The sequence below is a fragment of the Hymenobacter sp. BT188 genome, assembly GCF_014333585.1.
Taxonomy (GTDB): Bacteria; Bacteroidota; Bacteroidia; order Cytophagales; family Hymenobacteraceae; genus Hymenobacter.
Genome location: NZ_JACSCW010000004.1, coordinates 688,275 through 705,518 on the forward strand (window position 1 = coordinate 688,275; position 17,244 = coordinate 705,518).

Consider the following 17,244-nt stretch of genomic DNA (forward strand, 5'->3'; position numbering starts at 1 on the left):
TGCTTCTAACGCCCAACTACCGCAAGTTTAGTATACTGTGTCCCCGATTGTCAACAGTCATTAACTCGTCCGGGCTTCATTGGCTGGGGGGCTTTTTTGCCTGATTTCTCAATCCTTACTCCCATTACTGTAGTATGAAGATGATGAAATTCTGGCTGTTACTGTTATTTACTGGCCTCGGCACCAGCGCGTTTGCGCAGCAGTTGGCAACGCTGGAAGTAACCTTGCCGCGCTCCACTAACCAGCAAATTATACCGGTGCAGACGAGCCTAGATGCCATCACATCCCTGTCGGACGCTGAACTGAGCTTAGTAGAAGTACAGGGCAATATCCGCACTCCCGTGCCCTACCAGATTGAGAAAGCAAAAGCCCGAATTCTTCACTGGAACGTTGAAAACCGCAGCAGCACTCTGACGAAGCGAACGTACGAACTGGTGAAAGGAGCGAAGACAAAAAAGCCACCTACCATCAACATAGTCGACAAAGAGGGCGCTCTGCTTGTTCAGGCCGGCGCGAAGAACCTGCTTCAATACAACTACCACACGGTGTATCCGCCCACCGGCATCGATACGGCGTTTAAGCGCAGCGGCTTTATCCATCCACTCTGGTCGCCCGGCGGGCAAGAGTTAACCCGCATTCAGGCCCCTGATCATTACCACCACTACGGCATCTGGAACCCCTGGACGCACGTGCTATTCGAAGGCGACACCGTTGATTTCTGGAACCTGAAAGACCGGAAAGGCACCGTGCGCTTCACTGGCGTGGTTTCCAAAACCGATGGCCCCGTATTCAGCGAATATCAGGTTGAGCAAGAGCACGTGGCGTTTAAGAAGGGCGGCAAAGAAAAAGTAGCCTTGAACGAGCTGCAAACGGTGCGGGTGTATCAGCCCAGCAATGCCGATTACTACATAGCCGACGTGACCATCAACCTCACATGTGCCAGCCCCAGCCCGGTGCGGCTGCTCACGTATCGGTACGGGGGCTTTGGCTGGCGAGCCACCGAAAAATGGAACAAGGACAACAGCGAAATCCTGACCTCGGGGGGCAAAACCCGCAAAGACGCCGACGGCTCCACGGCCCGCTGGTGCATTGTGCAGGGTGAACTCGACAAAGACTACGGCGGAGCCCTGATGATGTCATCTCCCGCCAACTACAACCACCCGGAACCGCTGCGGGTGTGGCCCGAAACGCAGAATGGTAAAGGCGACGTATTCGTGAACTATTCGCCCACCAAAAACAAAGACTGGCTTCTGAGCCCCGGCCAAACCTACACGCTGCGCTACCGGCTGCTGGTGTTCAACGGCCGCTACACCAAAGAGCAAGCGGAAACCAACTGGCATTATTTCAGCCAGCCGCCCACCGTTTCCGTCAAGCGTAAGTAACGGTATTCAATTTTTACTAATTCTGCCAAATATCTAGCTATGAAAACTGCTTTACTTATTGTGGTAGCCCTATTATTGGGCAGCACTGCTCCAACGGCTGATCTTCCATCCGCAGTGTACAAAGGCACCACCCGAACTACGGAAAAGGGCGGAGAGCAGGTCCTATTCATAAAAGGCAGCACCCTCGATTTGACGCAACTGGAGGTGTACATCTTTACCCTGAAGGCTGGGCAGGCCAACCAAGCCCAACCAGCCGCCACCGATGCAGAGGAATTGGTAGTGGTGAAGGAGGGAAGCCTCGCCGCCACCATTCAGGACTCAACCAAAATCCTCGGCCCCGGCGGTGTCATGCTCATTGGCGCCGGCGACAAACAACGATTGCGCAATGTGTCGGGGGCGCCTACCACGTATTATGTGCTGCGCTACAAGTCGAAAGACGGCGTAGACCAGCAACGGGCCCAGGCAGGCGGCGGCTCCTTTATGAAGGATTGGGGCCAGTTTAAAGTTGTGAAAACCGATACAAAGGAGACGCGGCCCGTCTTCGACCGGCCATCAAGCATGTTCCAGCGGTTTGATGTGCACGCTACTATGCTCATGCCGGGCATTGCCAGCCATCCGCCGCACACGCACCGCACGGAGGAGATTATTCTGATGACGCAAGGCAGCGGCGAGATTCTGATCGATCAGAAAGCGCACAAGGCCACGGCGGGCGATGTCGTTTTTCTGGAAGCCAACGTACCCCACGCCTTCACCAACACCGGAAAAGAACCTTGCGGCTATTTTGCCATTCAATGGCACAGCAACGCAGAAAAGTAGTCGTGCCCTGACTTTAATTACGTACAGTATGCCTTGGGGGGCAAATTCAATGGGCATTATTCAAACCAGTTGCTACTGCTTCAGCAGCAACTGGTTTGTGTAACACTGACGGAAGTCACTGGTGCCGGGCTGCACGAAAATAAGCCGAAGTGCTGATCCTTGGAGCCATCAACGCGAAAATGGGTGCCATAGCGGGTGCGGCTGAGCATATCGGCGGTGTTACCGCACACAAGTTGCGGGCGGCCCGTTTCGAACACATGGTGGTCGTCGAGCACGAAGCGGTGCGGGTTATCGGCTGTGCCGAGGTAGATAGCCACTTGGCCGTAATCTTCGCACTGGTCTTCCAGGTCGAGCTTGAAGGCCCTGACGGTGAGTGAGTAGAAAGTGATATTGCCCGTTTTCTGCTGAATTTCGTCGTTATCAATGGTCAATACACGCTTAGCCGTGAGGCGGTAGTCGCGAATGCCAAGCTGCATAAGCAGGCGGCGGAAGTCCTCGATGTACATCGCGCCGCTCAGGCATTCGCCGTACAGCACCGGGTCATGGCGCAGAACCTCCGGAATACGCCGGTCGGCAAACACGTCGGCAATGTATAGCTCACCGCCCGGCTTTAGCACCCGGAATATCTCGCGGTAGGTAGCGGCTTTGTCAGTGCTAAGGTTCAGCACGCAGTTCGAGACCACCAGATCGACGCTGTTGTCAGTGAGGCCAGCGGTGCTCAGGTCTTCGATAAAGCCATGTCGAAACTCCACGTTGGGCTGGGCATAGCCGAAGTGAGCAGTATGGGCAGCTACGTGCCGCTGGGCCACAGCCAACTGCTCTTCCGTCATGTCCACGCCGATAACGCGGCCATGCTCACCCACAAGGTGGGAAAGTAAAAAGGCGTCGCGCCCGCTGCCTGAGCCCAGGTCAAGCACGGTGCAGCCCTGCACGGCCTCAGGTACGCACACCCCGCAACCGTAATACTTTTCCAGTACCTCCGGCTCCAGCGTTGCCAGTATCCTTTTGTGGGCCGCTGGGATGTCGTCGGTGCAGCAGGCATTGGTTTTTAAGTCCTGACTGGTACGCAGCTGCGTGCCATAATAGTCCTGAACCTGCTGCTGAATTTGTTGCTCCATGAGTAAAGTAGATAAGTGCTTCCGCTATTGCTGTGGGGGTAAATTTCGACTGTGATCTGCCGACCAAAGTTAGTCTGGGGGGCAAATTAGCAATACGTATCTAACGCGTAAGCCGGTAAATCATCAAAGCGGCGCGCTCTACCAACATCGGAAACTCCTTTAAGTTGATGGTTTCGCCGGCCGCGTGCGCGCCCTTGCCCGACACGCCCAAGCCATCCAGACAATCGACGTACTGCGCTACGTAGGAAATGTCGCCGCCTCCGCGCGAGCCTGGGTCGCCGGCGGCTACGGGGCCGAAGCCCAAGTCGCGGCTCACTTGGTCGGCGAGGGCCGCCAGCTTCTGGTTGCCGGGAGTAGGAGCCATGCCAGGTAGACCATCGGAGAAGGTTATTTCAGCCCGGGTTTGGGGAAGACTTTCGGCCACGATGGCGCGCATTTTCGTGCGGGCGGCCTCTTTTTGCGCCTCGGTCAGGAAGCGTAAGTCACCGGTTATGGAGGCGGTGGGGGCTATAATGTTGGTTTTTCCCACCACTTCGCCGCGGGCTTTGGCTTCGTCGTAGTTTACTTCCGAGCCGCCCACCATCAGGCCAGGATTAAAGGTGAGGTATTGCTCCTTGCTCAGTGTTTCCCGAAACGAATTCAGAATGCGGGCCGCTTCATAGATGGCACCATAACCCACATCGGGCTTAAAAATGCCTGAAGAGTGGGCTGCCTTGCCGAAGGTTTTGAGCTGCCAAGTGCTGCTGCCACGCCGGGCCGTAGCCACAGTATGCAGGTTAGTAGCAGTTTCGAAGGCCAGTGCCACGTCAGCCTCTTTGGCTTTGGCAATAAAGTCGGCGCGGCTTTCGGGGCCTTTGCCGCCGCGCTCCTCGTCACCGGTGAAATAGGCGGTGATTGTAGCGTCCTTGAGCAGACCGTTGGCGTGCAAAGCCTGGAGCGCCGCCAGAATAACCACGTTGCCCCCTTTCATGTCATTTACGCCCTGCCCGGTGGCAGTGGAGTCGTTCAGGCGGGTGTACTTGGTGAAAGGCATGTCCAGCTCAAACACCGTGTCGAGGTGGCCGATGAGAAACAGCTTCTTGCCCTTTTTGCCTTTGCGCTGGGCCACCAAATGACCCGCCCGGTTCATGGTTTCGGGCATGGGTACCCATTCAGTTTTGAAGCCTATGGCGTCAAATTCTTTCTGGAATACTGTGCCCACTTCCCGCACGCCTTTCAGGTTGAGCGTGCCGCTATTGATGTTCACTACCTGCTCCAGCAGCTTCTCGCTCTGCGGCATATTCTGCTGCACCGCCGCTACAATCTTACGCTCGGTGTGGGTAAGCTTTTGGGCTTGCGCAGCATAGCAGCACAGGAAAGCGGAGGCAAGTAGGAGTTTTTTCACGGTGTGAGAGTTGGGAATTAATGATGCAAAAACGAAAAGCAAAATAGCACTGCCAAGCAATTCTGGGGGGCAAATATTACTGCGCCCGCAGCCAGTTCTGGGCCGCGTCCAGGTCGTCGAACAGGTAAATGTCGAGCTTGTCGCTGATGCGGTGCTGAAGGTCTTCGATGGATAATTGCCCGAACACATCCGGTGACACAATCTGCCCGATGGAGCGCAGTCCGGCGGCTATGATGAGAGGCGTCCAGACCTGCTGAATCCAGTCGTTGGCCTCTAAGAACGTGCCCACCAGGTTGCGGTGGTCGTTGAGCAGCTTCGGACACGATTCATGGCGCATCATGTCCAGATAGGTCAGGCCGCCGTCCATCACGGTTCCAAGGGTCTGACAACCAAACCATTGCGCATGAATCCAGTTTTCGCTCTGGTCATAGCGAACCGTAAGGTAAGTGCTGCCATCGCCACGGCGCAATGTAGTTGTCATAACTATGGATAGGGTGGGAGGTCACTCCTTACTTCCGGGGAGGCGTAGGCTACGAATAACGCAGGAAGGATTGGATGGTTCTGGGGGCTTTTTTGAGGCCAAAAAGAGTCCGTTATTTCTTAAACTTAAGCCATAGTCGGTAATGTGGAGCTACTGAAGCTTCTGCTACGCTTCCGGCGTGGCGGGCCGGTCAGTACCCGCGCCGGGCACGTTGCTGGATGCGTGCTTCCCACTTTTTGCGGTTGGGCGCAATGCTGCCTCTCAGATATTTCTCCATTACAAGAACAGAGTAGGGCGCGGCCGCCGTAGCTCCAAACCCTGCATTTTCGAGGTATACAGCCACAACTATCTCCGGATTCTCGGCCGGAGCAAAGCCAACGAATGCGGCGTGGTCGTCGTCGCCATCATTTTCGATGGTTCCGGTTTTGCCCGCCACCGTAATGCCCACATCGGCCAGACTGGAAGTTTCGGCAGTGCCGCCGCGCTGCATAACGGCTACCATGCCGGGCAGCAGGGCAGCAAAGTGTGCGCTGTCGATGAGAGTGTAGCGCTTTTCGGTGAAGCGCGGCAGCGGTCCGCTGTCCCCCACATTACGCACCAGGTGGGGCGTATAATACCACCCCTGGTTGGCAATAATGGCCCCCATGTTGGCCATTTGCAGCCCTGTGAGGTTGATTTCGCCCTGTCCGATGCTCAGGGAATAGATCGAGCGATAGGTCCACTTACTCGTTCCGCGGGCCTTATCATAGTAATCGGGGGTAGGGAGGAAGCCGGGAGCTTCACGCGGCAAGTCCACGCCCATTACCGAGTCTAGTCCAAACGACCGAACGTAGCGGCGCCACGAGGCCAAATTTCTGTGGCGAGCGGCTACCGAATCCTGCGCAAGACTATCAGGTACGTGGTTAATAACATTCCGCATCACCTGATAGAAATAAGGGTTGCAGCTGTACTGCAGGCCCAAAGTCAAGTCTTTTGGCTGGGGGTGTTTGTGCACGCAGCTAAGCAGCTTTTGGTCGCAGCGGAACGCGGTGGTGGGGGTGATGGCGCCTAGCTGCAACGCCACCGCAGCATTCACCAGCTTAAATACCGAACCGGGCGGATTAGCCAGTGTAGCTGGCCGGTTGATTAAAGGCATTTTTTCGTGTTCCAGCAGCTTGGCGCGCACTAGGGCCTGATCAGGGGCGGTGATGGTAGCCGGCTTGAATACGGGCCCCGATACATAGCACAGAATCTCGCCGGTACGCGGGTCCAGGGCCACCAGATAGCCCTTGCGGCGGCCCATCAGTTGCTCGGCGTAGGCTTGCAGCTTCACGTCAATAGTTAGGTGCAGGTCCTGGCCTTGTTGAAAGGCCGTATCCGGGGCCCAATTGCCATGGATCTGGCCCAGCGAATCTACTAAAGGGTGCAGATAGCCCCGGTTCCCGTTGAGCAGGCCGTTGTAGTAGGTTTCGAGCCCGCCGTTGCGCAACTCATAGAAGCGGCCGCGTCGGTAGCGCTTGGCTTGTTTAAAGAAAGCCTGGGCCTCATCGCTTTTGTACCCCAAGAAGTGGGCACCCACAGTGGTGGTGTAAGTGCGCTGGGGGCGCTCCGTCAAAGTTAGTTGGGGCCAGTCCTTGCGCTGGCGGCGCACTCGTTTGGCTTCGGCTGCGGTGAGACTAAGCTCAACCGGGTAGCCAGCTGGCATGTCTTCATAAGGAAGGGCATCCGCAATGCGCTTGCGGGTAGCAACTGGCCCCCAGCCGAGTAGTTGGCCCAGCGCAACGGTGTCGAGCGGTGGGCGGCGCGGCAGCTTCAGCAGATATTGGGTGCGAGTGGCCACCAGCACCGAGTCGTTACGGTCGAGCACGCGGCCCCGTTGCGGCACCTCTGGCAACACCACGCGCTGCTGAATGTAGCGTACGCTTGTATCCGGATCCTGAGTTAGAATGCTAGTCTTCTGTTCAGGTGATGAACAGGCGACCAGCGCTAAAAACACTGTTAGTAGATTCATTGCCCAAATACAACTATTTAAAGGATTGCGCATCAAGGTGAACCTACGTATTTACCCATAGCATAGATGTGCTTTCCGACAAACCAAGTTCGTCGTTAGTCAAACCACATCGAAAGCACCGCCAGCTTTAAGGCTCACCACATTTTTAACCTGTTTAACCCAAAAATTCAGGTTTAGTAATTTAGGACATTCTGCGTATCAAGCCAACGACGAATCATTTCGCATGGTGTCGTTGACACAAAATAGGCGGTCATGCAGAGCGGTAGCGAAGCATCTCGCGGGCTTCGTTGCCATGCTAACTCCTTGAAAAGGCGGCTATGCTGGTTCTGGCATCAGCCCGCGAGATGCTTCGCGTTGCTCTACATGACGTTCGGGGGGCGTGAGTAGCGCGAGCCCGGCAACCGCTTACCTTTCCTTACTGCGATGCTGTAGCTGGCCCTGGCCGGCGACCTAGCTGGGCCAGTAAACCCAGCGCCGGGCCCACAGCTAGAATTAGATAAAGGTCATAGGCATTTACAAAGCCACTGAGCCAGCTCGTAAACTGTATGCTGGCAACGGTGATGGCGAATCCGATGCAGTTCACGATGGTTAGGGCGGTGCCGCGGGATGCGTCCGGCGCGCTTTGCGCCACCAGGCTGGAGAACATGGGCGAATCGGCGACAACTACCAGTCCCCAAACAAACAAAAAGCTCAAAAAAAAGCCCCCCGACGGGCTGCGCAGCACCAGCGGCGACACCAGGCAGCACAGCCCCGACAAAGCCAGCGCCGTGATGGCCACCCGCTGGGGGGCAATTTTGCGCGAGAGCAGCCCGCTGCCCATGCACGCCAGGCCACCCGCTCCAATCAGCAGAAACGACAAGAAGGACACCGGTAAATTGGCGTCGGGGTGGGCGTTGTTGTAGGTCGTCAGTATCAGCGGTAGAAAGGCCCAGAAGGTGTACAGCTCCCACATGTGGCCGAAATACCCGAAGGCGGCGGCGCGGAAGCGCGGCAACCGGAAGCCACTCAAAAAAGCCGTGACTTGCAGGCGTTGCCCGGTTCGGCGGTAGGGGCCGTCGGGAACCAGCAGGAGCATGGCCAGGCCGCCCAGCACCGCCAAGCCTGAGGTAGCCAGGGCCACGTACTGCCACGGCAGCTGCGCCGTGACGCTCTTCAGCAGATGTGGGAAAGCCGTGCCCAGCACCAGCGCCCCGACCAAGAACCCCAACCATTTGCCTAAGCCCGTCTGCGCGTAATCGGCAGCTATTTTCATACCCACTGGGTAAATTCCCGCCAAGAAAAAACCGGTCAAAAACCGGAAGGCGAGCAAACTGCCCGCTTCCACGCCGGGGAGGTTAATGCCCAGGTTACAGAGCGCGGCCGCTAAGGCGCTGAAAAAGAACACCCGTGACGGTGAAAAGCGGTCGGCAATGGCTAGCAGGGCAAATACCAGCGTGCCGGCAATAAACCCCAGCTGGACAGCGCTGGTCAGATGAGCTACAAAGGTGGAAGGCTGCTGCAAGGTGGCCGCCAAATCTGCCGCTATAGCATTGCCCGCAAACCAGAGGGAGGTGCATAAGAACTGGGCCAGCACAATGACGAGTAGAATTCGGGGCATAGGAGAGTGGGTGGAATCTGGGGGGCTTTTTTAACCAATAAACAATACATCCAGCAAGCCGGACCGGTCGGCATAGCTGCGGGCGCTGCTGTAGAGAAAATCCTCTGGCATGTCCACAAAGCCGGCTACAACTGGGTTGCGGTGCAAGTAGTCGAGGCGCTGGCGTTGGAGCTGATTGGAGTATAGCTCGATTGGGTGGTTGTCCTGCTGCCAGAACTGATACTGCTCGTTGTGGGCATTGCGCTGCCCGGCCCTCCCAAACATCCACAGCATCCACTCGCGGCGACTTTTCTGGTCGTTTTCCTGAATGGCTTTCAGAATACTCTTGGAAGTGTGGCGCTTCAAATCACGAAGAATAGCCGACAGGTTATCGTGGGCGCTGCTGATAATCAGGTGGGCGTGATTAGTCATCAGGCACCACGCGTAAAGCTCCAGTCCTTTGTGCTGCTGGCAATAACGCAGACTGTCCACAAAAATGTCGTTGTAAAGCCGCCGCGTAAACACGTCAATCCAGCTAACGGTAGCGAAGGAAACAAAGTAGAGCTTCTGCGAATCCTGAATCTTATACTTCTCACTCATGCCAGCAAGATGCAGGATTATCCAAACACCACATAACGCAATGACTTTCCACTGGCGCGAGTTTAGCGCAGCGTAACTCGTGACCAGCCATGCCGGGAGGCTGCGCCTCCCCCGCCAGAACGACAACGCCGCCCGGATTTCCCCAAGCGGCGCGGTCATTGTTTGCCGCTGCTGCGGCAGGGGAGGTACGACCTCCACCTCAAGGCTAGTCACGAGCTACAAGCTCGCGCCAGTTGGGGGAATTAAATAGTCAATCAGAAACGTAACCCCACATTTTGCTTACGTTATTTTTGACTTGATCTGAAATGGCATGCATCCCTAGCATACCTGAGATTATATCTACAGTATGATAAACGCCACCTAATGCAATGAACCAGTTTAAACAAACATGCTCTTGCGACCAATTAATATATTCCTTATTAAATCTTGCAAAGTGGTGGCTTTGTGAAAATAAACGTTGGTAAATGTATATGTAAGATAGATGCGCCGTACCAAAATGCGATTTTATTTGTTCAAACATTGCCTCTTCAGTTAGTTTTCCTCTGGGTATTTGATTGGTAGTCGCTTTAAATAGAGTACTATTACTATTATGTCTTATACTTTCTGGCTTCCTATTAATCTTAATATCAGAATCTGATCTGAGATGAGGGACTAATTTATATAAGTTATTTAAAAAATCTTCTTTATTAAATTCCGTAATATCATCATCTATAAGATGATAATTTTCTAAATAGGTTTTAATGTAACTTATAACACCTGTGTCCAATAGGCTTAATTCGTTGTTAAAAGACTGCTCTGATTCGTCAAAAGTTGCTAAGTACAAAAGGGTAAGTGAATCTGTGAGTAGAGTTCTGAACAATAAATCAATGGGTAGTTTAAGCTCATGAAATTTAGGCCAGCTTGTAAGCTGTATAGCAATTCCAAACAAGTTAGCCCTAATACGTTTTAATATGTTTAAATATGTGTCATCAATTAATGAGACGGGTGATGCACAATTTAGAATATTACAAATGTCTTCTGATAAAAGCGTACTATAGTCTGCAAGTGCATTGCTGTCTTCTTGAGTGCCCTGAATTTTTATCATATTGGATTTAATGAGAAACACCTCACTAATTATAACTAGCAAAAAAGGCGCGCTATCTAAGCAAGATAGCGCGCCTTCTTAGTCAAACTATAAAGCAGCTTTACATATTTCGACGATACTGCCCCCCAACCTCAAACAGCGCATTCGTAATCTGCCCTAGGGAGCAGAACTTCACCGTTTCCATTAGCTCTTCGAACAAGTTGCCATTCTGCACGGCTACTTGTTGTAGCTGCTTCAGGCGCTGCTCCGTGGTGCCTTCGTTGCGGGCGTGGAGGTTGTTGAGCATAGCTATTTGGTACTGCTTTTCCTCTTCCGTGGCGCGGATAACCTCGGCGGGCAGCACCGTGGGCGAGCCTTTGGAGGAGAGGAACGTGTTCACGCCGATGATGGGGTACTCGCCCGTGTGCTTGAGCATCTCGTAGTGCAGGCTTTCCTCCTGAATCTTGCCGCGCTGGTACATGGTTTCCATAGCACCCAGCACACCACCGCGCTCCGTGATGCGGTCAAACTCCAGCAGCACCGCTTCCTCCACCAAGTCGGTTAGCTCCTCGATGATGAAGGAGCCTTGCAGCGGGTTCTCGTTTTTGGCCAGGCCCAACTCCCGGTTGATGATGAGCTGAATAGCCATGGCCCGGCGCACCGATTCCTCGGTGGGCGTGGTGATGGCCTCATCGTAGGCGTTGGTATGCAGGGAGTTGCAGTTGTCGTAGATGGCGTAGAGGGCCTGCAACGTGGTGCGGATATCGTTGAAGTCGATTTCCTGGGCGTGCAGGCTGCGGCCCGACGTCTGGATGTGGTACTTCAACATCTGGCTCCGGGCGTTGGCGTTGTACTTCAGCTTCATGGCCTTGGCCCAGATGCGGCGCGCCACGCGGCCAATAACCGCGTACTCGGGGTCGATGCCGTTGGAGAAGAAGAAGCTCAGGTTGGGCGCGAAGTCGTTCACGTCCATGCCGCGGCTCACGTAGTACTCCACGAAGGTGAAGCCGTTGCTCAGGGTGAGGGCCAACTGGGTGATGGGGTTGGCGCCAGCCTCGGCAATGTGGTAGCCCGAAATACTCACCGAGTAGAAGTTGCGAACCTTCTCCTTAATAAAGTACTCCTGCACGTCGCCCATCAGGCGCAAGGCAAATTCGGTGCTGAAGATGCAGGTGTTCTGGGCCTGGTCTTCCTTCAGAATATCGGCCTGCACGGTGCCGCGCACCTGGCTCAGCGTGCGCGCTTTGATAGTGGCGTACACATCGGGGGGCAAAACCTGGTCGCCGGTTACGCCCAGTAGCATCAGGCCGAGGCCGTCGTTGCCGGCGGGCAGCTCGCCCTGGTAGCTGGGGCGCACCACGCCTTTATTCTGATAAATCTGGTTGATTTTGGCTTCGACTTCCTGCTCCAGCCCGTGCTCCTTTATATAGAGTTCGCACTGCTGGTCGATGGCGGCATTCATGAAGAAGGCAGCCAAGTGCGCGGCCGGACCATTGATGGTCATGGACACCGATGTGCTGGGGTTGGCCAGGTTGAAGCCGGAGTACAGCTTCTTGGCGTCGTCGAGGCAGCAGATGCTCACCCCGGCGTTACCGATTTTGCCGTAGATGTCGGGCCGGTGGTCGGGGTCTTCGCCGTAGAGCGTCACCGAGTCGAAGGCCGTGCTCAGGCGCTTGGCGGGCAGGCCCATGCTCACGTAGTGGAAGCGGCGGTTGGTGCGCTCGGGGCCACCTTCGCCCGCAAACATCCGGGTGGGGTCTTCGCCCTCGCGCTTAAACGGAAACACGCCGGCCGTGTAAGGAAACTCGCCGGGCACGTTTTCCTGGAGCTGCCAGCGTAGCAAGTCGCCCCAAGCCGTGAAGCGGGGCATGCTCACTTTCGGAATCTGCTGACCCGACAGGCTTTGGGTGTGCGTCAGGATACGGATTTCCTTGTCGCGCACCTTAAAGACGAACTCGGGGGCTTTGTAAGCGGCTACCTTCTGCGGCCAGGTCTCCAGGAGTTTCCAGTTCTGACCATCGAGCCGGAGCTTGATTTCCTGGAATGTGCTCTCCAAGCCGGCCACGAGTGATCCGGGGTCGGTTCCGTTGCTGCTGCCCCCGCTGCCGGCACCAGATCCGCCGGACTGGAGGCTTCTAACGGCGTTGAGGCTTTGGTCGAGGCCGTAAAGCTGCTGGGCCACTTCGGCTTGCTTCTGTACCCAAATATCATAGTTGCGGTTGGTTTCAGCGATTTCAGATAAGTAACGCGTGCGGTGAGGCGGAATGATGTAAATCTTCTCCGAGTCCTCCGTGGTGGTCTCGAGCTGGGAGGCAAAAGTGGCTCCTGTCTTTTTCTCCAACATGCTCAGCACGGCCCGGTACAGGCGGTTCATACCAGGGTCGTTGAACTGCGAGGCGATGGTGCCAAACACGGGCAGCGAGTCCAGCGGTTGGTCCCAGAGGCCGTGGTTGCGCTGGTACTGCTTGCGCACGTCGCGCAGGGCGTCGAGGGCGCCGCGCTTGTCAAATTTGTTCAGGGCAATAACGTCGGCGAAGTCCAGCATGTCAATCTTCTCGAGCTGGGTGGCCGCGCCGTACTCCGGCGTCATTACGTAGAGGCTGGCGTCGGAGTGCTCGATAATCTCAGTGTCGGACTGGCCGATGCCGCTGGTTTCGAGAATGATCAGGTCGTAGTTGGCGGCGCGCACCACGTCCACGGCGTCCTGCACGTACTTGCTCAGGGCGAGGTTGCTCTGGCGCGTGGCCAGGCTGCGCATGTATACCCGCGGCGAGTTGATGGAGTTCATCCGAATCCGGTCGCCGAGCAGGGCCCCGCCGGTTTTGCGCTTGCTGGGGTCCACGGAAATAATGGCAATGGTCTTCTCGGGGAAGTCCATTAGAAAGCGCCGCACCAGCTCATCTACCAAGCTGGATTTGCCCGCGCCGCCCGTACCCGTAATGCCGAGAATAGGAGCGGAGCTAGTTGCAACTTCCGTGTCGCCAGTGGCTTCTGGCTGGGTAGAGCCGTTGCCGCTGTGTGGGGCTTTTTCCTGCTGCTGAAACTCGGCCACGAGCTGACTCTTCACGCGCTCAAACTCCTCAGGGAAGTTTTCGGCGGCCGAAATCAGGCGGCCGATGCTGCGGGCGTCTTTCTCTTTTACGTGGCTCACCTCACCGTTCAGGTTCTGGCCGGTGGGGAAGTCGCAGCGCTGCAAGAGGTCATTAATCATGCCTTGCAGACCCATAGCGCGGCCGTCGTCGGGGGAGTAGAGGCGCTCAATTCCGTAGGCTTGCAACTCGGCAATTTCGCTGGGCAGAATCACGCCACCGCCGCCACCGAAGATGCGCACGTGGCCCGCGCCGCGCTCCTTCAGCAGGTCATGCATGTACTTGAAGTACTCGTTGTGGCCGCCTTGGTAGGAGGTAATGGCAATAGCCTGAGCATCTTCCTGAATGGCGCAGTCCACGATTTCCTGCACCGAGCGGTTGTGGCCCAGGTGAATGACTTCGGCGCCGCTGCTCTGGATGATGCGGCGCATAACGTTGATGGCCGCATCGTGGCCGTCGAATAGGGCTGCCGCCGTCACAATGCGGATATGATGTTGTGGTTTATAGGGAGCTACGGGAGCAATTTGCATAGCGGGTGGAATGGGGTGGGGTAAGAGGGGCTAAGGTACGAAAAAAGCCCCGGCGCGGTAGCGGGGGGCTTTTTGTTAGACAGCTAACGATGTTTGGTATGCTTTCAGCTTTCATGCTCCGACTATCATCAAGCCATAGGAAACTTCATAGCAGAATTTATAAGTGAAATAATCATTGAAGGGCTTTTTGGGCTAGTTGGCGGCTCAATTCGATGGGTCTTCTTTCGCGGCTTATTAAGACGTAAAGAGCGTTCTTATAAAGAATACTTAAACGACTCTGGTTATAATTTCTGGCTCACCATAAGTATTATACTAGGGGTATTGTGGTGGGTGCAGTTTGGAATAGAGTAACATTAGAAAGATCCTGACGCGGCAATAGAGACTTTTGTTACCAAGGCTCGTGCAAGTATGCTGTTAGTTCTTCTAATGTTTCACCGACATAAATCACATCATCTGGAATAGCACCAATAAACGGAACAGTATAAATGTTGCCAGTTTCCTTCTCAATGGCACAGGCCTCGCCATTTTCATAAGTTCCTATCAAGAAGAACACTGGGAAGTCTTCGTCAGCATTGTACTCGTGGTTTATTTCTATAACCTCGGCCAGCGGCCATAAGTGTAGATACTTGCCTTCCTCAAGATCATAGAATTTTTCATGCTTATGGCTCATCAGAGCTAAATACCAGTCAGGTAAACAAAAGCCTATGGTATCTAGGTTAGGCATATAAGTTTTGGGCATTGCAGGCTGATTTGATTCACCAACATAGTCCTTGGTTCTACGAAATCTCAATAATCAATACTACAGCAGCTCCGCCAGCCGCAGCCGAAACCCCGGCAGCACTGCTTCACCTGAAAGCTCGTTGTCAAAGCCCTGCACGACTTCCGGCTCCGGCTGGCCGGGACGATAGATATAAGCCGTTTCGGTTTCGGGCACGATGAGCCACGCGAGTTGCGCGCCATTGCTCAGCCAGTCCAGCATCTTGGCTTGCAAGTCAGTTACGCTGTCGGTTTCGGAAGCTAGCTCCAAGACAAATTCCGGGCATAGAGGGGCAAATTTCTTCTGCTGCTCCAGCGTCAGCGCATTCCAGCGGGCGTTGGCAAGCCAGGCGGCATCAGGCGCACGCATGGAGCCATCGGGAAGGCGGAAACCACCATTGGAATCAAATACGCGTCCTAACCGCCGCTCCCGGTTCCACAGACTTAGCTGAAAATTGATCTCAGCATTGCGCTGACTAGAAAGACTGCCAGTAGGCGACATAATAATAATTTCGTGATTCGCCGTGCGCTCAATGCGCAGGTCGGGGTGCTGCTGGCAGAAGTCGAAAAACTCGTCGTCGCTCATGCGCTCTAAATAAGAGCCCCCCAGAAGTATGCCGCCGGATTCGAATGGATTACGCATACGCTAAAAGTACGGAAAATGGGCGCGGAATGCAGAGTCCTATTTCGCTGCTTTCGCTTCCAGCGTCTGGAGTAGTTCGTCGGCGGCCTGTTCGATATCGGTGTAGCCTTGCTGGGCGGCGCGTTCCTTAGCGGCAATAAGGCCGTCGCGGTGCACGGTTTTGAAGTCGCCGTAGGGAAAGTGGTAGCGGCCTTTGGTGTCCTCGGCTTTACTCATATCGAGGCCGAGGTGCCATTGACCGTATTCCTCAATTTCGTGTTTGCTGAGGTAGCTATTTTGGGCTGCCGTCTTGGGATTATGCTCACCCCAATGACCTTGGTCGTTCTTATAATGGCCGTCTTCGATAAGGCGCTTGGCAAACTGGACGGCCGCTGGGTTTAAGGTAAGGCTCATAACGGGAGTGTGGAAAAGCGAGAAAAACTAGACCATTTACCCACTTTAATACGCCACCTCAGGTAGGAGGTTAAGTTGGGGTTGCTGTCTGCTGATACTTACTTAGCTTACTCATAAATATAAAAAGCCCCCCAGAAGGTATCCGGGGGGCTTTTTTAGGTGAGCTTATTCTGGCTGGACTAACCGCCTTATGCCGGAATCAGGTTGTGGGGGTTGATGACGAACTTCTTAGCCACTCCACTATCAAACTCGGCGTAGCCTTCCGGAGCTTGATCGAGAGTGATAACTTCCACGTTCACGGCTTTGGCAATCTGCACTTTATCGTATAGAATGGCCTGCATGAGCTGGCGGTTGTAGCTCATCACGGGCGTTTGGCCGGTGTGGAAGGAGTGGCTTTTGGCCCAGCCTAAGCCAAAGCGAATGGAAAGGCTGCCCTTTTGAGCGGCTTTGTCGGCCGCGCCAGGGTCTTCAGTTACATACAGACCGGGAATGCCGATGGAGCCGCCGGCGCGGGTGATTTCCATAAGCGAGTTAAGCACGGCGGCGGGCACTTCCTTCTTGGAGTCGGCGCCGTGGCCGCTGGCCTCAAAGCCCACGCAATCGACGGCGCAGTCAATCTCAGGTACCCCCAGAATCTGGGTGATTTGTTCCGTGAGAGTCGCGTCGAGGGTCAAGTCCACCGTTTCGCAGCCGAAAGAGCGGGCGTGAGCCAGACGGGCCTTGTTCATATCGCCCACAATGACCACAGCCGCGCCCAAGAGCTGGGCCGAAGCCGCAGCGGCTAAGCCTACTGGGCCAGCGCCAGCAATATAAACCGTTGCGCCCGGACCTACGCCGGCCTTCACGGCGCCGTGGAAGCCTGTTGGGAAAATGTCGCTCAGCATGGTCAGGTCGCGGATTTTCTCCATAGCCTGATCTTTATTAGGAAACTTGAGCAGGTTGAAATCGGCGTAGGGTACCATCACATATTCGGCCTGCCCCCCAATCCAACCGCCCATATCCACGTAGCCGTAGGCCCCGCCGGCACGGCCTTCATTCACAGTCAGACAGATACCAGTTTTCATCTCCTTGCAGGTGCGGCACCGGCCGCATGCCACATTAAAAGGCACCGACACTAGGTCGCCTTTTTTCAGAAACTCTACATCGGCCCCAGTTTCAATGACTTCGCCAGTTATTTCGTGGCCCAGTACCAGGCCAGCTGGCGCCGTAGTTCGGCCGCGCACCATGTGCTGGTCGGAGCCGCAAATATTGGTGGATACGACTTTGAGAATCACCCCGTGAGTGATGTTGCGCCCCTTAGGATTCTTCAGCTCGGGAAAGGCAATGTCTTGCACTTCCACTTTGCCTGGCCCCAGGTACACGACGCCGCGATTGTCTGCCATAGTTATAAAGGTTGGTTTTGGAGGTAAGGATTGAATGCCGG

General features: G+C 55.1%; 14 protein-coding genes. 2 read left to right on the forward strand and 12 right to left on the reverse strand.

The features are described from left to right. Positions 1 to 140 precede the first annotated feature (140 nt). Positions 141 to 1,382 carry a PmoA family protein gene (locus tag H8B13_RS14400; protein ID WP_222841428.1) on the forward strand — a complete coding sequence of 414 codons (1,242 nt, stop codon included), beginning with the start codon at positions 141 to 143 and terminating at the stop codon, positions 1,380 to 1,382. 39 nt (positions 1,383 to 1,421) lie between these two features. Beyond that, a complete protein-coding gene (locus H8B13_RS14405) occupies positions 1,422 to 2,198 on the forward strand; it encodes a cupin domain-containing protein (RefSeq protein ID WP_187311490.1) in 777 nt (258 codons plus the stop codon). Between the two features lie 80 nt (positions 2,199 to 2,278). Here the strand turns inward: H8B13_RS14405 and H8B13_RS14410 are convergent, their stop codons facing one another. The 12 genes from H8B13_RS14410 to fdhA form a co-directional block, all read right to left on the reverse strand. After that, a complete protein-coding gene (locus tag H8B13_RS14410; protein ID WP_187311491.1) occupies positions 2,279 to 3,316 on the reverse strand; it encodes a methyltransferase domain-containing protein in 1,038 nt (345 codons plus the stop codon). A gap of 100 nt (positions 3,317 to 3,416) precedes the next feature. Beyond that, entirely contained in the window at positions 3,417 to 4,700 is a 1,284-nt protein-coding gene (locus H8B13_RS14415; protein ID WP_315985143.1) for a M20/M25/M40 family metallo-hydrolase, read from the reverse strand. A gap of 76 nt (positions 4,701 to 4,776) precedes the next feature. Then, complete coding sequence (locus tag H8B13_RS14420) at positions 4,777 to 5,181, reverse strand: hypothetical protein (RefSeq protein WP_187311493.1); 405 nt, start codon at positions 5,179 to 5,181, stop codon at positions 4,777 to 4,779. Positions 5,182 to 5,371: 190 nt separating this feature from the next. After that, entirely contained in the window at positions 5,372 to 7,171 is a 1,800-nt protein-coding gene (locus H8B13_RS14425) for a peptidoglycan D,D-transpeptidase FtsI family protein (RefSeq protein ID WP_187311494.1), read from the reverse strand. Between the two features lie 415 nt (positions 7,172 to 7,586). Beyond that, positions 7,587 to 8,768, reverse strand: a complete 1,182-nt coding sequence (locus H8B13_RS14430; RefSeq protein ID WP_187311495.1) for an MFS transporter — start codon at positions 8,766 to 8,768, stop codon at positions 7,587 to 7,589. A 30-nt stretch (positions 8,769 to 8,798) separates the two neighbouring features. Beyond that, positions 8,799 to 9,560, reverse strand: coding sequence for an REP-associated tyrosine transposase (locus H8B13_RS14435; RefSeq protein ID WP_315985144.1), 762 nt, complete (start codon positions 9,558 to 9,560; stop codon positions 8,799 to 8,801). Between the two features lie 37 nt (positions 9,561 to 9,597). Beyond that, positions 9,598 to 10,431, reverse strand: a complete 834-nt coding sequence (locus H8B13_RS14440; protein ID WP_187311496.1) for a hypothetical protein — start codon at positions 10,429 to 10,431, stop codon at positions 9,598 to 9,600. Positions 10,432 to 10,531: 100 nt separating this feature from the next. After that, entirely contained in the window at positions 10,532 to 14,029 is a 3,498-nt protein-coding gene (locus H8B13_RS14445; RefSeq protein ID WP_187311497.1) for a methylmalonyl-CoA mutase family protein, read from the reverse strand. Between the two features lie 388 nt (positions 14,030 to 14,417). Next, positions 14,418 to 14,768, reverse strand: a complete 351-nt coding sequence (locus tag H8B13_RS14450) for a hypothetical protein (RefSeq protein WP_187311498.1) — start codon at positions 14,766 to 14,768, stop codon at positions 14,418 to 14,420. Between the two features lie 60 nt (positions 14,769 to 14,828). After that, positions 14,829 to 15,428 carry a Uma2 family endonuclease gene (locus H8B13_RS14455; RefSeq protein ID WP_187311499.1) on the reverse strand — a complete coding sequence of 200 codons (600 nt, stop codon included), beginning with the start codon at positions 15,426 to 15,428 and terminating at the stop codon, positions 14,829 to 14,831. A gap of 39 nt (positions 15,429 to 15,467) precedes the next feature. Next, a complete protein-coding gene (locus tag H8B13_RS14460) occupies positions 15,468 to 15,821 on the reverse strand; it encodes a hypothetical protein (RefSeq protein ID WP_187311500.1) in 354 nt (117 codons plus the stop codon). Between the two features lie 188 nt (positions 15,822 to 16,009). After that, positions 16,010 to 17,203 carry a formaldehyde dehydrogenase, glutathione-independent gene (fdhA, locus tag H8B13_RS14465; protein WP_187311501.1) on the reverse strand — a complete coding sequence of 398 codons (1,194 nt, stop codon included), beginning with the start codon at positions 17,201 to 17,203 and terminating at the stop codon, positions 16,010 to 16,012. Between the last annotated feature and the right edge of the window lie 41 nt (positions 17,204 to 17,244).